Origin of the sequence: Paenibacillus agri (genome assembly GCF_013359945.1) — a bacterium.
Classification (GTDB): domain Bacteria; phylum Bacillota; class Bacilli; order Paenibacillales; family Paenibacillaceae; genus Paenibacillus_AQ; species Paenibacillus_AQ agri.
This window is the reverse complement of the sequence record NZ_JABWCS010000210.1, coordinates 47,351-62,020: the sequence shown is the minus strand read 5'-3', so window position 1 is coordinate 62,020 and position 14,670 is coordinate 47,351. Positions and strand designations below refer to the sequence as shown.

Here is a 14,670-nt window from a genome sequence, read left to right as displayed (position 1 = left end):
GAAGGAGGAGACCTGTGAATAGACATAATAGCCCTGGACGGCGCGTCTTTCTCATTCTGAATTACACCTTTCTGATTCTGCTTGGGCTGGCCTGTTTGCTGCCGCTAATTAATGTACTGGCGATTTCGTTCAGTTCAAGCACGGCGGTAAATGCCGGAAAGGTTAGTCTGTGGCCGGTGGAGTTCAATTTGGATTCATATCGGTTTGTGGTCGGGAAGCCGGAATTCGTGGAGTCCTTTCTGGTTTCGGTGAAAAGAGTGCTGGTCGGCGTCCCGGTCAATATGGTGCTAACCATACTTGTCGCCTACCCGTTGTCCAAGGAGCGCGGCACATTCCGCTTCCGCAATTACTACGTATGGTATTTCGTTATCACGATGTTGTTCAGCGGGGGATTGATTCCCTGGTATATGACGATTCGGGCGACAGGCATTCTGGATACGTTCTGGGCACTTATATTGCCTGCGGCAGTGCCAATTTTCAACGTCATACTGCTGCTCAACTTCTTCAAGAACATCCCGCCGGAGATTGAAGAAGCCGCGCGGATTGACGGTAGTGGAGTGTGGCAGTCGCTTTGGAGAATAGCGGTGCCATTATCGGCTCCGGCGATTGCGACATTAACCCTATTTTGCATCGTAACGCATTGGAACTCCTGGTTCGACGGTCTGATCCTCATGAACAATCCTGCACATTATCCGCTGCAGACGTATCTACAAACCATTATCGTGAATCGGGATATGAGCCTGATTAATGTGGCTGATTTAACCCAATGGGCAGCCATTTCAGACCGGACCTCGCGGGCGGCCCAAGTATTTGTAGCGATGCTCCCTGTCATGCTCGTCTATCCTTTCCTGCAGAAATATTTCAGCCAGGGCATTGTGATGGGAAGCGTGAAGGGGTAACGAAATTCTTATATCAGATCTTTTTAAGCCGAATGAAAGAAAATAACGAATAGCGAAGGGGGAAGTTTGGAACTGTAGGAGCGAAAGCGATCACCTGAAGGCTTTCCGCAGGAAAGCTCACATCGGAAGCATAGGCTGTCACCAGATTTCAACCGCTAGAAGCGGTTTAATCGAAGAAATCTGGTGACAACAGCGGCCGGAAGTCCAAACATTCCACCGTAGTGACGACGAGCCTAACGTTTGGTTCTTAAGTTCGTCTTATATATCAAAATTTATAAACAGAAAGTAGAGGAAGACCTCATGACTAAAATTGCCTTCATTGGTGCAGGAAGCACTATTTTTAGCAAAAACGTACTGGGTGACTGTATGACTACGCCGGCTCTAGCTGATGCGGAAATTGCCTTGCATGATATTGACCATGAGAAGCTATTCAATTCCGAGAAAATGCTGAAGAACCTCAGCCGCAATCTGGGCGGACGCGCTCAAGTGACTGCTTATACAGACCGTAGAGAAGCGCTGCGGGGGGCAGACTATGTCATTAATGCGATCTCTGTTGGGCAGTATGAGCCTACGATTAAGAGTGATTTTGAGATTCCGCATAAATATGGACTGAAGCAGACCGTTGCGGATACGCTTGGGGTGGGTGGAATTCTTCGCGGTCTGCGGGCTGCATACGCTATGCTGGAATTCACACGGGATATGGAGGAGCTGTGTCCGAACGCCTGGTTCCTTAACTATACGAACCCAATGGCGATCGTAACGGGAGCGGTACTGCGTGGTTCGAAGATCAAGAGTGTAGGATTGTGCCACAGTGTACAGGTGTGTGCCAAAGAACTGCTGGAAGGACTGGACCTGCCTACGGACAATGTCCGCTACCGGATTGCAGGGATCAACCACCAAGCCTGGCTGCTGGAAATCACGCGTAATGGCGAGGATATGTATCCCGAGATTCGCCGCCGTGCCGCTGAGCGTCCAGCCCCGCATGATGATATGGTACGCTATGAGATCATGAAATCCTTCGGTTACTATGTGACAGAATCCAGCATGCACAGTGCGGAATACATGCCGTACTTTATCAAGAGCGGCCAGCCGGAGCTGCTTGAGCAGTACAACATCACGACAGACTGGTACCTGACTTGGGGCGACAGCAAGGCTGAATATTGGCAGGAGGTCATGGACTCCCTCGTCAATAACCCGGATGTATCGCATTCACGGACCCATGAGTACGCTTCTTATATTATCGAGGCTATGGAGACCGATGTGCCGTTTAAAATCGCCGGTAATGTACTCAACACTGGAGGCCTGATCGGCAATCTTCCTCAGGATGCGGTTGTAGAGGTGCCTTGCCTGGTGGATAGCCAAGGCGTCACTCCTTGCAAAGTAGAGGATTTGCCGCCGCAATGCGCTGGCCTCAACCGGACCAATGTCAATATGCAATTGCTAGCCGTTGAAGCGATCTTGACCCGCAAACGCGAACATATTTACCACGCGGCGATGCTTGACCCGCATACTGCCGCCGAGCTCTCGCTGGATCAGATTCGGTCGCTGATCGATGAAATGCTGGAAGCGAGCGCAGAATTCCTTCCGGAATTCATATAGAAAGCAATCCTGCGTCAAGCTGGGATTAATTATTGAAGTGAAAGGCCTTCTTCTGCAGATGTTCTGCGGGGGAAGGCTTTTTTTACTTATTCATGAAACGTTAAATGGAAATTTCCGTAAGTCTAAGATGATGGGAATAAAAGTTAAGAAATGGCAGGGGAACTATGAACCTAAAACTAGAATTGAAAACAATAATGGAGAATGATTACCGGGTGTCAGAGCATTACAACTATATGCTAATTTCGGAGCTGATGCTGGAGAACATAGGCTCGGCAGACAGTGAATTAAGGGATACGTTGATTTACTCTACGTTCTCACGATGGATATTGCAGAATACCTTTACGCCAGTTCAGCTGCGTACTCTGCTTTACAGCGCTTGGGATGAACGGCATATGTTTTACAAGATTGGTGAAACAGAAACAGATTCTGTGTTTACACGTTCTTTTTCTGTATTATTACTTCCTTTAATTTTGACGGCCAACCGGATCTCATCCTTCCTGACTACAACTGAAATCAAAACGATCCAAGAGAAGCTGGTCCAATTTCTAAATGATGAAAAAGATTACCGGGGTTATGTAGCAGGCAAGGGCTGGGCTCATGCGGTAGCTCATGCTGCTGATGCCATAGAAGAAATCTCTCAGCAAGTCTTATCTACCGATGATATGATTGCATTACTAGTTTCTATCCGAAATGTGGTATGTACCAAGGCTACAGTCTTCACGAATATGGAGGAGGAGCGTCTGACTTCTGCGGTTGTGACTCTTTTGGAACATCAAGAGCTGGAAGGGGCTGTGTTCGAGGAGTGGCTGACCGGTTTCCTGCAATGGGATAGAACGAAAGAACTGCAGGAAGAGTATAAGATCATCTTTAATGTTAAAAATTTTTTCGCCGCGCTTTATTTCCGTTTGGAAGGGCGTTCCTCTCCAATCTTTGCTGAAGCGGTCAGACGGGTCAGACAAGAGCTTATGAAGCCATATGTTTAAGAAATGAATTTTAGTTGCAGAGGGATTTAGGAGTTCAATAACCCAAATGTAGGAGATGGGCAGGATGGAAGAGATCGGGGCTGCACAGGTAAGGGAAACGAAGGACATTACAGAGACAGACGACATTGTATTGGACGTTGACATCGTAGAGGCAGGTTATGAGGCAGGCGATCCCCGGATCTTCGATATTTCCTTTCAGGTCCGGCGTGGGCAGCTACTGGGTCTGATTGGGCCGAACGGGGCGGGTAAAAGTACAACTATCAAGACACTGCTCGGCCTGTTGAAGCATGCCAAGTCCAAGGTTGAGATCGGCGGAGCGAACAAATCGTATGCCTACGTGCCGGAGCAGCCGGTTTTCTATGAGGATCTGACACTGTGGGAGCATCTGGATTTGGCTGCTGCTGCCTACGGACTGGAATACGGGCAGTTTCAGGAGACGGCGGAAAGACTGCTGAAGCAGTTCGGCATGGAGCCTGTGCGCAATGACTTGCCGGCGGGATTCTCTAAGGGGATGAAGCAGAAAATGATGCTAATGCTCGGATTCTTGGTACAGCCGGACATCTATATTGTGGACGAGCCGTTCATCGGGCTGGACCCGAGGGCCACGAAAGACTTTCTGCGGCTGCTGGAAGCGGAGCGGGTACGTGGTGCGGGAGTGTTAATGTCTACGCATGTCCTGGATACTGCGGAGAAAATCTGCGATGATTTCGTGCTAATCTCCGGTGGTAAAATAGCAGCAACCGGAACACTGGAGGATATCCGCGCTCAGGCCGGATTACCGGAGGCGTCGTTGTTTGATTGCTTCGACGAATTGGCATGAGTGGGCAAGGTCGTTCCGCCTATGCTTTCCCGACGGCACAGCGGCTCTTCCGCAGACGGCTGCTCTCACATTGGCGTGAGCAATGGACGATTATTCGTACCGCTGCTGATTGGACGGTACTGCTCTATATCATTATTCCCGGCCTCCTGCTTGGAGGGCGGATCTATTACGGATATTGGGTTGAACCTCTTCCCGCATGGAGCACAGCAATACCTTTTCCGATCGTCCCTGCGCTGCTGGCGCTGCTGATAAGCAGGGGAGGTTTGCTGCTGTTTATGCAGGAGGGCGATCTGCTATTTCTTCGTCAGCGTCAGCGTTGGATCAAGGGCATTAAGCTGCGCGGCCTGTTGTACAGTCTAGGAGTGACCACGCTGAAGATATGTGCAGTCTTTCTGGTCATGCTGCCCTTTATTGTACGCAGTTATAATGTGCCTGTGCCAGCAGCTGTTGCACTGCTGATCCTGACGGTAGTCGCGAGTTGGTGCGTCAAGTTGCTGGGGCATCTGGTCCGGGTGCAGCGGCAAGGGTGGCGGAAATGGCTGTGGCAGATTCCGGCTATTGTCATTCCCTGCGGGTTCTACCTTCAGATGGCTATTCTGTGGTACGACAGTCCAGGTCTCCTGCTGACGGTTGCCGGAGTTTTTGCGGCTGCCACGGCTATAGCCATCCAGCTGCGCTTCCAGCTGCGCGGCACGTTCATGAACGATGTGCGCGAGGATTACAAGCAGCGTATGAGCATAGCGAGCTTGCTGCTGCGCGGTGTGGTGGATAAGCCGCGCCCGACCCGGCACAAGCCGTGGATCTTCCGCAGGTCTCAGCCGCTGCTGAGATCAAAGCAGGCTGAGAGCCGCTTTGCAGCCGCTGCGATTAAAGCACTGGTACGGAATCCGGCGCATATGAAGCTGTACCTGTCGTTCGCCGGGGTAACAGGAGTGGCTATATTGATCGTCCCCTCTATTCTCAAGTGGCTGGTATTTGTCGTGCTGAATTCGCTGATGGCCTATTGGCTGCACTCCTTCTGGTCCTTATTTTCGGGTGATGATTTTGTAGGGATATTGCCCTTTACCAAGGAGCAGAAGAATGGGGCTGGTGCCAAGGCAGTTCCTATTCTGCTCATTCCGTTTTCCGTATTCTGCGCCGGTGTGGTTTGTCTGCAGCTCTATGCCTGGTGGGGGTTGTTGCTGTTCATTCCTGTTGGCTGCTTGGCCGGTATCATGATTGCACGGGTATTCAACACCTTTCGACTCAGTTCGTGAGAAGGAAGGGACGCTAGAACATAACTGAGATGCTGAAGCATTAGCAAAAGCAGAAGCATTAGCCGAAACAGAAACAGAAACAGAGTGAAAGTAGAGCAACTGCAAATCAAAAAGCTCGTAAAATAAAACCAGCGTAACGGATATCGCTCCGTTACGCTGGTTTTGTGGTAGCAGCTCTATAATTTAGGTACAGTTTAGGTTCTATCTTAAGTTCCATAGTTTTAGGCTAAGTCGCCCATGGCCTTATTATCACCATGGAGGTGCTACTAGTAGCTCTACTTCTAGTCAACCAACAGTTAGTTATTGCGGGCCTCAGCGGCATGCTTCCCGGCTGTATAACCCGTTGAGAACGCAGCAGTAATATTATAGCCGCCTGTATAACCGTGGATATCCAGTACTTCGCCGCAGAAGAACAAGCCCGGCATTACCCGGGATTCCATCGTTTTGGGTTCAATCTCCTTCAGATTGACGCCGCCTCCGGTCACGAAGGCTTCCTCTATGGAACGGGTGCCATGTACCAAGATTGGCATCCGTTTCAGGAGGGAGGCCAATGACAGCAGGCCATTCTTAGGCAGGCTGTGGCCGGTAATATCCCCATCCAGTCCCGCTTTGGACAGCAGCAGCGGAATCATGCGCTCAGGCAGTAATCCCTTGAGCGAATTGCGGATCGCTTTTTTCGGCTCTTGTTCCAGCTTGTCCTGAATCTGAGATTCCAGTTCCTGCGGGTGAAGATCCGGGAACAGATCGATGGACAATTCCACCGCATCCACCCCGAATTTGTTCTTCACCTGGCGCAGAAACTGGCTGCAGCGCAGGGCAATGGGTCCGGACAGGCCAAAATGGGTGAAGATCATATCCCCGCGATGGGCGATAACCTTCTTCCCTTTGGGATTCCAGACCGTCAGGTTTACATCACGCAGGGACAAGCCCTGTAGGTCACCGGATTTGATCCATTCCTCCCGTGAGAGGATCGGCACCTCTGTCGGGAACAGCTCCGTAATGGTGTGTCCGGCTGCTATAGCCCAGGGATATCCGTCCCCGGTGGAACCAGTCTGGGGCACAGACTTACCGCCGGTAGCGACGATCACGGCTGAAGAATGATGCACAGCGCCAGACATTAGACGGACGCCTTTGACCGTTCCGTTCTCATACAGCACCTCACGAACAGGGCTATCGGTCAGAATCTGTACACCGAGGCTCTTAACCTTGCTGATTAGCGCCGAGACAACGCTTGATGCTTTATCGGAAACGGGGAACATTCGCCCATTGTCTTCTTCTTTTAAAGGAATGCCAAGGCCTTCAAAGAAAGCGATGATATCCCGGTTGTTAAAATGGTCGAAGGCGCTGTAGAGAAAACGTCCGTTACCCGGAATATGGGCGATCAGATCAGCGTTCTCCTTAATATTGGTCACGTTGCAGCGTCCGCCGCCTGAAATACCAAGCTTTCGGCCCAGTTTGGAGCCTTTATCAACCAGCAGGACGGATGCTCCGTGCTCGGCAGCAGCCACGCTGGCCATCAGCCCCGAAGAGCCGCCACCAATCACTATTACATCGTAGTTACGCATGAATTTACTCCTTTACATGTCAAAGCAGAGGTTGTGTCTACCGTTCTTCTATCGGCATCATACCATTTCTGGCTCTGATGTCACCAGTCCTGACATCATTTGTCGATTTACAATTGTCAGAAAAGCGCGGGTATGCTTTAATCTAAGGGTGAAGGATTATTTGTCCAACTTGGGGAGTGATTTCAATTACTGGTGCGGTTAAGGATATTTTATTGCAAATATCGGCTGCGAGCTCCTTTTTGTTTCTCTTTCAATGGTGGCTGGATCAGAACCATTGCAAACGCTGGAACAGCAAATTGGATAACCAGTCCTTTTTGATGATAGCATGTGCGCTGAGTGTTACGCTCTGCTCGTTAATGTCCACATCCTTATTCGGCATTACCTATCTCAATTTAGGAATTTTACCAGCCTTTATAGGCATATTATACGGCAGCTTCCGTTCAGGATTAAGTCTGTCCCTCTTGTTTCTGTTCTGCAACATTCTCTTCTCCAGAACGGACAGCCTGAGTACGCTATTGTTGAATTCGTCTGTATTACTCTACCCATTGCTGTTTGGTATGTCCGACCGTTTTAAGAAGGGAACGGTCGTTGAGAAGATCGGTCTGCTCTGGATGGTGCTGCTCCCAAGCATGCTATTCGTTGCACTAGTGCCGATCTTGGGGGGACAAGACAAATATGAGCGGCATTTTGGCAATTCAGGGGATGCTATGGAAGCGCTTGTTCTTACTCTGTATGTGTTTATTGCCATCGTTCTGGGGGCGGTATTCATTTATTTTGTAGAAGTAACTTGGGGGAGAGTTCACCTCAAGGAGCGAATGAAGGATTTCTCCGAAAAGTTTCAGTGGGAGTCGGAGAAGCTTCAGCAGATTACTGACATCATGCCACTCAGCATTATGTCGCTGGATGAGAATGGAGCGATCACGGGGATCAACGATTATATGTTCGAACTGATCCGCAGCCATTATCCTAATGTCACTAAAGTCGATATTATGTCGCAACCTGTCTGTCGTTTGTTCAGGGAAGATGTAGACGAAGAGATTTTCACACGCATGCGTGCCAGCATCCGGACCAAAGAGCGTTCCAGTGAGAAAGTCATTCATAAAGCAAGGGTCTATCACATATTCATAGCTCCACTCCCTCCCCGGGTGCAGGGACTGTCCGGCGGATCCCTGCTGATCGTCCAGGATATGACCGAGGAAGAGAAAATGCGGAGTGAGCTGGACAATGTAGAACGGCTTACCCTGGTAGGTCAAATGGCAGCGGGCATCACTCATGAAATCCGCAATCCCATGGCAGTGGTGCGTGGTTTTCTCCAGCTTATGAGAGAGAAGAGCGGACCGGAGCTAGAATCCTACTATCAGATCGTGATGGAGGAGTTGGACCGTGCTAACAGTATCATCAACGATTTTCTGTCGCTTGCCCAGAGTCGTATTTCGCACAAGGAGAATGTCCTCTTGCATGAAATTATTGATGATCTCAGTCCCTTGCTATGGGCAGATGCCAATCTGCGTGGTCAAAGCGTTGAAGTGAAGCTGAGTTCCTCATTGCCTTCGCTCGATCTGAATGTCCGGGAGATCAAGCAATTGATCCTCAACCTTGGTCGTAACGGGATGGAGGCCATGGGTCCTAAGGGGGTGTTGACACTGGAAACGCGAACCGTGAAGGATCATGTGGAACTGATCATACGAGATACAGGGAGTGGAATTTCGGAAAGCCAGCGGGAGAAGCTGTTTGTTCCGTTTTTTACGACAAAAAGTCAGGGGACAGGTCTTGGGCTGTCGCTGTGCCTTAGCATTGTCGAGCGGCATAACGGCACGATTGCCGTCGATTCGGAGGAAGGCAAGGGAACAGTGTTTACGATATCCTTTCCTGCTGTGCGCTCAGAGATGTCGGAGTATGTGATTACAGAGACCAAGGAAGTATCTGCTAGATGAAGAGTGCCGAAGGGCCTTGTTCATCCCTTGCTTTCACAGAGTATGGATGTATAATAAAGTTAGTAAGTGCTGTTGTGATATTATCTGACAAGCAGCTAAAGTGCAAAGGAGAGTGCTGAGAAATGTCCATGTCTTTTAGCCAATATATGAGAGATTCAATCCAGCCTATGCGTGACGATCTGACAGGCATCGGATTCGAGGAGTTGTTGACCCCAGAAGCGGTAGAAGCTGCGCTTCCAAATGCCAAGGGTACAGCGCTTGTGGTTGTTAATTCCGTATGCGGATGCGCTGCTGGCCAATGCCGTCCGGGCGTAGCCCAAGCGTTGCAAAATGAGATTGTGCCGGATCACCTGTTCACAGTATTCGCCGGTCAGGAGAAGGAAGCTACAGCCAAAGCGCGTGAGTATTTCGCTCCATATGCGCCGTCTTCGCCTTCCATCGCACTGATGAAGGATGGAGAACTGGTTCACTTCATCGAGCGTCACTCCGTTGAAGACCGTTCCGCAGCTGAAATTGCTGCTGAATTGAAGGAAGTATTCAACCGTCTCTGCCAATAAAATCATAGCTATTCCATATAATCTCGCTGCGCCGGATATTCCGGCTGCATGCGGGATTTTTCAAAATAGAAATACATACTTTCGGGCTTGATGTTCCCTCCATGTTTGGGACAGAATAGGTTTGGAAGTGTTCAGATCCCATTATTATGGTGATATGATGATGATGGAATCATTTCAGACTGATGAAACGGGGTGTAGTTTGTGAGTTTGCAGGAAGAGATTATCGCCGACCTCGGTGTCAAACCAACAATTGATGCAGAGGCAGAGGTTCAGAAGCGAGTCGATTTTCTAAAAAAATACGTGCTTCAAGCAGGCGCCAAAGGGCTGCTAATCGCCATTAGTGGCGGAGTAGACAGCGCGGTGGCCGCGGGTCTGTGCAAACGGGCAACGGACGAGCTGTCGGAGCAGGAAGGCAAAGAGTATGTGACTCTTGGTGTATTCCAGCCTTACGGGGAACAGGAAGATATTGACCACAGTTATGCTGTAGCCAAGGCTTTTGACTTGAAGCATACAGTAGAGACTAATATCGAGGAAGCCGTGAACGAAATCGCTCTTGAAGTGGAGCACGGCATGAAGGCACTTGGTGATCACCGTCATATGACCCATCAGGGTAAGGGGAACGTGAAGGCCAGAACACGGATGGTGATGCAATACGCACTTTCCTTTGAGAAGAATCTGCTTGTAGTTGGCACGGATCATGCTTCCGAGGCGATTACCGGGTTCTATACCAAATGGGGTGACGGGGCTGTCGATATTACACCTCTCTCTACCCTGAACAAGCGTCAGGTGCGGCAAGTGGCCAGCTATATCGGAGTGCCGGAAGAAGTAGTCACTAAAGCGCCAACGGCCGGACTTTGGCCTGGACAAACGGACGAGACGGAGCTTGGTATTAGCTATGATGACAACAGCGATTATCTGGAAGGCAAGCAGGTTCGGCCTGAAGTCGCAGAGAAGCTGGAGAGCTACTACCGTAGAACAGCGCACAAGCGCAATGTCATTCCGGGTATTTAGTACAGCAACAGCATACCTGATCTCGGGAACCGCCACGGGGTGCTCTGTGAAACAGTGCAGAGTCCGGGGCGGTTTTTGCCGTTTTGTGAGGGCGACGCCAGAAAGACACGACATCGAGGGACGACTGCCAACAGCTCGGGAGAACAGTAAGAGGACAGTTATTGTCCCAGCTGGCTAGCAAGTGTACGGTCGATAAAAGCTTCGGAGACCGCAATGGCCTGCTCCAGTTGTGGGGTGGTTCCTGCAAAGGGATGTACGGTTCCAAAGGTATGATTCCCGTCCGGAATTTGTACCCAGTCGATATCCGGACGGATCTCGGTCAACTGTGCTGAACCGCGCCGCAAATGCTCGCCATCACGTGTTCCTTGAATCAAGACGGTGGGAAAAGTAGCTTCCCTCATCCGCTCCAGAATTTGATACCGCTCTTGGTGCTGCTCGAGGTCTTCCAGAAGCACTGCATCCAGCGGCATTTGCTGGCCTGTGCGGCCATTAAGGATATAAGCCCGGCCTTGCTGTAGCATATCTCGTTTCTGCTCCGGCGAGTACAAATTCTCAGGATGGGTCACACCATTCCAGGAGATGACACCTGTGATTCCTTCCGGATGATCCAACGCGTATAACAGAGCATCTGCCCCGCCCCGGCTATGTCCCAGGAGAAAGACGGGAAGGCTGCCCAAATCAGGGTGCTGATTCAGATAAGAGAGTAGAATCTCCATGTCTTTGAGCTCGCGGCTGAAGGTATTGCGCGCAAATTTATCGAGCTCGGTAAAATTGTGCAGATCTTCTCCAATCCCTGAATGTGAGAAGTTGAAGGTGACGACTTCATGCTCGCGGCTGAGTGCATTGGCGAGATAGGGGAACATTCCCCAATCCTTGAACCCTTTGTAACCGTGAATTATGATAACGAGGCTCTTCGGTGTGTTGTGGGCAGGAAAGCGAGAGCAACGGAGCAGGGCATCATTTCCGGCTGGAATTTCGAAGCTGCGGTTCATAGGGCGGTCCCTCTTTTCTATACAGAGTGGCGTTTATCGTAAGGCGGTTCTAGTCAATGGACAGGTGCAGAATAGACTTCCGCCCGATTTTCTTTTAAGATACAGAAGGGTTTAGTATAGGCAGTAAAATTAGGTTCACTTCTATTATATCGGTATATGTTCAACAAAGGTTCTACAAGAAGTTCTTACCATTAATAATACCATTAAATGAAGCAATCGGGGATACACGTCTACAAGGAGCGTGAAATATTGATATACGGTATCGGACATGATCTTCTGGAGATTGAGCGAATCACGGCAATGATGCAAAAGGGTATAGGTGCGAAGTTGTTACAGCGGATCTTGACGGAGAAGGAGCAGCTTCTGGCGAAGGGACGGGGCGGCAAGGCTGGGGAATTTACAGCCGGGCGCTTCGCGGCCAAGGAAGCTGTTGTTAAGGCTTTAGGTTGCGGAATCGGCAGTCAGGTGGGTTTTCAGGATATCGAGATCCTGCCGGATGGGCTGGGCAAGCCGGTGGTCACACTGTCTGCGGAGGCCTGGGCAAGACTAGCCTTGCCGGAAAGCACAGGCTACACTATACATCTGACGATCACCCATACCCGTGAATTGGCTTCGGCTTTTGCGGTAGTGGAGTCTCCATAAGAGGACTATGAATACACAAGAATAAGGGGAATAGAAGATGATACAGCAGGAGCAACAACAGCAAGAGGCTAAGGTATTTTTCAGCCGCCATTTGCTGGAGTGGTATCAGAGGGAAAAACGGGATCTGCCGTGGCGCCGTCACCGCAATCCGTATTATATCTGGATTTCTGAGATCATGCTGCAGCAGACACGGGTCGATACGGTGATTCCTTATTTCCACCGTTTTATCGAGCGGTTTCCGACGGTGGAATCGCTGGCCGATGCGCCCGAAGAAGATGTGCTGAAATGCTGGGAGGGACTCGGGTATTATTCCCGTGCCCGCAATATCCAGCATGCGGCTAAACAGGTGAAGGAGCTGTATGGCGGACAAGTGCCAGACGACCGTGATGCAGTGTTCGGTCTGAAGGGTGTAGGTCCTTATACAGCAGGGGCAATTCTTAGTATTGCCTTTAACCGGCCGGAGCCGGCTGTCGACGGCAATGTGATGCGTGTGTTGTCACGTTATTTCCTGATTCGGGACGATATTGCTAAAGGACCTACACGGGTGAAAATGGAGGGACTGGTCAGAGAGCTGATTCCGGAAGGAGAAGCCTCCAGCTTCAACCAGGCGCTCATGGAGCTGGGCGCACTGGTCTGCACCCCGAAATCCCCGCGCTGTCTTACCTGCCCGGTGATGGAACATTGCGCAGGGCGTCTAGCGGGCTGCGAGACCGAGCTGCCCGTGAAGACCAAGGCCAAGCCGCCGCGCCCGGAAGAGCGGCTGGCGGCTCTGGTGGAGGGCCGCGGTGCCCACGCGGGCCGGGTGCTGATCCGGCAGCGGCCATCCAGCGGGCTTCTCGCCCGCATGTGGGAGCTGCCGCACTGGCCTGCGCCGCCTGCGGAGGGCGGCGCACCCCGCACGCCGCTGCCGGAGGCCGCGGCGCAGGACCGGCTGCGCCGGTCCCTGCAGTCGGCCGGGATCTCTGCCCGGCCGGAAGGGCACTGGATGGCTGCGGAACACGTGTTCAGCCATATCGTGTGGACCCTGCAGGTGTACCGCTGCAGGGAGGAAGAGGCCCTGCCGCTCGCCGCAGAGGGCAGGGCGGTGTACGGCGCCGCAGCTGCAGAAGCCGCTGCGGGTGGTGCGCTGCTGCCGGATGGCAGCGCACCTGTGGAGCTGTTTGACGACGGCAGCGGCGATCCCGCTGACCGGGGGGCAGTCCGCTGGATCAACCGTGCGGACATGGCGAATTATGCTTTTCCGAACGTGTTCCTGAAGCTGCTTAATAGCTATTTTGATGAGCAGGAGCAGGCGGGACAAGAGTAGTGATAGGCAGGATATAAAGATGCCTGACCCTGCTTACCAAGTCAGGTCGAGAAGTTTAGCCGCTCAAATGCGAACAGCCCGATCCGTCTCGACCTGGCCGCCTATTCACTCAGCCATAATGGCAACAGATCGGCCATCCGCAGCCTGTTGCCATTAGTTTGTTTGCGGATAGCACATTATTAATTACCGAATATCAACACAAAGAAGGTATCTCCCTGGCCCTGAAGCCGAAGGAGATACCTTCTTTTGCTGTTTATATAGTAGAAAACGGATGCTGCCGTTCAAAAGGCAGCGAAGTCAAAGCGTCTTACTTAGCGCTTTCGTAGCGTTTGCCAACTTCTTCCCAGTTAACTACGTTCCAGAACGCTTTGATATAATCTGGGCGTTTGTTTTGGTAGTTCAGGTAGTAAGCATGCTCCCATACATCCAGACCGAGGATTGGAGTTGCACCTTCGCTGATCGGGTTGTCTTGGTTAGGCGTGCTTGTAACTGCCAGCTTGCCGTCTTTTACAACAAGCCAAGCCCAGCCGCTGCCGAAGCGGGTAGTTGCTGCTGCTGCGAAATCTTCTTTGAACTTGTCGAAACCGCCAAGCTCGCTGTCGATTGCGGAAGCTAGTGCGCCAGTTGGTGCGCCACCGCCGTTTGGTCCGATAACTTCCCAGAACAAAGTATGGTTAGCATGTCCACCGCCATTGTTGCGAACAGCAGTACGGATGCCTTCAGGAATAGCGTTCAGGTCGGTCAGAAGCTCTTCGATGCTTTTGCCTTCCAGTTCAGGTGCCTTTTCCAGTGCGGCGTTCAGGTTCGTCACATAAGTGTTATGGTGCCGGTCGTGGTGAATCTCCATCGTCAAAGCGTCGATGTGTGGTTCGAGTGCGTTGTTCGCGTAAGGAAGTGCCGGTAATTGAAATGCCATGGAAAAATCCCTCCTGATATTAGTTGTTTTTTATAGGTTATCCCAATATAACCTATGGGGATATGTACCCGTCTAACTACTATCATTAAACAGCATCTGGAACAATAATGCAATACTAAATAAACAAAAATGTTTACAAAGTATCCGCGTTTGAACATCCCATTTTTCAATTGTAAACGCTGTGTCAAAG

The 14,670-nt window shown here is 51.0% G+C and carries 13 protein-coding genes; 10 read left to right on the top strand and 3 right to left on the bottom strand.

What is annotated here, in order from left to right; translation table 11 throughout:
* Positions 1–14: 14 nt before the first annotated feature.
* The 5 genes from HPT30_RS15005 to HPT30_RS14985 all read left to right on the top strand — a co-directional run bounded on the left by HPT30_RS15005 (position 15) and on the right by HPT30_RS14985 (position 5,557).
* Positions 15–899, top strand: coding sequence for a carbohydrate ABC transporter permease (locus HPT30_RS15005; RefSeq protein ID WP_175372162.1), 885 nt, complete (start codon positions 15–17; stop codon positions 897–899).
* A gap of 300 nt (positions 900–1,199) precedes the next feature.
* Complete coding sequence (locus tag HPT30_RS15000; RefSeq protein WP_175372161.1) at positions 1,200–2,498, top strand: alpha-glucosidase/alpha-galactosidase; 1,299 nt, start codon at positions 1,200–1,202, stop codon at positions 2,496–2,498.
* A gap of 164 nt (positions 2,499–2,662) precedes the next feature.
* A complete protein-coding gene (locus HPT30_RS14995; protein WP_175372160.1) occupies positions 2,663–3,481 on the top strand; it encodes a DUF2785 domain-containing protein in 819 nt (272 codons plus the stop codon).
* Positions 3,482–3,545: 64 nt separating this feature from the next.
* Positions 3,546–4,301: an ABC transporter ATP-binding protein gene (locus HPT30_RS14990; RefSeq protein WP_066374490.1), complete on the top strand. Its 756-nt coding sequence runs from the start codon at positions 3,546–3,548 to the stop codon at positions 4,299–4,301.
* The gene (locus HPT30_RS14985) at positions 4,280–5,557 is read left to right on the top strand and encodes an ABC transporter permease (protein WP_175372159.1); all 1,278 of its coding nucleotides are present in this window, start codon (positions 4,280–4,282) and stop codon (positions 5,555–5,557) included. Before HPT30_RS14990 ends, HPT30_RS14985 begins: the two co-directional genes overlap by 22 nt.
* A 296-nt stretch (positions 5,558–5,853) precedes the next feature.
* Here HPT30_RS14985 and HPT30_RS14980 read toward each other — a convergent pair whose 3' ends face one another.
* Positions 5,854–7,122, bottom strand: coding sequence for a BaiN/RdsA family NAD(P)/FAD-dependent oxidoreductase (locus HPT30_RS14980; RefSeq protein ID WP_175372158.1), 1,269 nt, complete (start codon positions 7,120–7,122; stop codon positions 5,854–5,856).
* Between the two features lie 176 nt (positions 7,123–7,298).
* On the opposite strand from HPT30_RS14980, the gene HPT30_RS30705 reads away from it, so the two are divergent.
* The 3 genes from HPT30_RS30705 (at position 7,299) to nadE (ending at position 10,624) form a co-directional block, all read left to right on the top strand.
* Positions 7,299–9,056 carry a two-component system sensor histidine kinase NtrB gene (locus HPT30_RS30705; protein WP_175372157.1) on the top strand — a complete coding sequence of 586 codons (1,758 nt, stop codon included), beginning with the start codon at positions 7,299–7,301 and terminating at the stop codon, positions 9,054–9,056.
* A 122-nt stretch (positions 9,057–9,178) separates the two neighbouring features.
* Complete coding sequence (locus HPT30_RS14970; RefSeq protein WP_066374486.1) at positions 9,179–9,613, top strand: BrxA/BrxB family bacilliredoxin; 435 nt, start codon at positions 9,179–9,181, stop codon at positions 9,611–9,613.
* 201 nt (positions 9,614–9,814) lie between these two features.
* Entirely contained in the window at positions 9,815–10,624 is an 810-nt protein-coding gene (nadE, locus tag HPT30_RS14965; RefSeq protein ID WP_175372156.1) for an NAD(+) synthase, read from the top strand.
* 158 nt (positions 10,625–10,782) lie between these two features.
* Here the strand turns inward: nadE and HPT30_RS14960 are convergent, their stop codons facing one another.
* The gene (locus HPT30_RS14960) at positions 10,783–11,616 is read right to left on the bottom strand and encodes an alpha/beta hydrolase (protein WP_175372155.1); all 834 of its coding nucleotides are present in this window, start codon (positions 11,614–11,616) and stop codon (positions 10,783–10,785) included.
* A 249-nt stretch (positions 11,617–11,865) separates the two neighbouring features.
* On the opposite strand from HPT30_RS14960, the gene acpS reads away from it, so the two are divergent.
* Positions 11,866–12,258, top strand: coding sequence for a holo-ACP synthase (acpS, locus tag HPT30_RS14955; RefSeq protein WP_175372154.1), 393 nt, complete (start codon positions 11,866–11,868; stop codon positions 12,256–12,258).
* A 37-nt stretch (positions 12,259–12,295) separates the two neighbouring features.
* Positions 12,296–13,564 (top strand): A/G-specific adenine glycosylase, encoded by a 1,269-nt coding sequence (gene mutY, locus HPT30_RS14950; RefSeq protein WP_175372153.1) that lies wholly within the window; start codon positions 12,296–12,298, stop codon positions 13,562–13,564.
* A 307-nt stretch (positions 13,565–13,871) separates the two neighbouring features.
* Here the strand turns inward: mutY and HPT30_RS14945 are convergent, their stop codons facing one another.
* Positions 13,872–14,480: a superoxide dismutase gene (locus tag HPT30_RS14945; protein WP_175372152.1), complete on the bottom strand. Its 609-nt coding sequence runs from the start codon at positions 14,478–14,480 to the stop codon at positions 13,872–13,874.
* Between the last annotated feature and the right edge of the window lie 190 nt (positions 14,481–14,670).

Coding starts and splice junctions, on each gene's coding strand:
- HPT30_RS14995 (WP_175372160.1), top strand. CDS start 2,663: ATGAACCTAAAACTAGAATTGAAAACAATAATGGAGAATGATTACCGG.
- HPT30_RS14960 (WP_175372155.1), bottom strand. CDS start 11,616: ATGAACCGCAGCTTCGAAATTCCAGCCGGAAATGATGCCCTGCTCCGT.
- HPT30_RS15000 (WP_175372161.1), top strand. CDS start 1,200: ATGACTAAAATTGCCTTCATTGGTGCAGGAAGCACTATTTTTAGCAAA.
- HPT30_RS14970 (WP_066374486.1), top strand. CDS start 9,179: ATGTCCATGTCTTTTAGCCAATATATGAGAGATTCAATCCAGCCTATG.
- HPT30_RS14980 (WP_175372158.1), bottom strand. CDS start 7,122: ATGCGTAACTACGATGTAATAGTGATTGGTGGCGGCTCTTCGGGGCTG.
- mutY (WP_175372153.1), top strand. CDS start 12,296: ATGATACAGCAGGAGCAACAACAGCAAGAGGCTAAGGTATTTTTCAGC.
- HPT30_RS14990 (WP_066374490.1), top strand. CDS start 3,546: ATGGAAGAGATCGGGGCTGCACAGGTAAGGGAAACGAAGGACATTACA.
- HPT30_RS14945 (WP_175372152.1), bottom strand. CDS start 14,480: ATGGCATTTCAATTACCGGCACTTCCTTACGCGAACAACGCACTCGAA.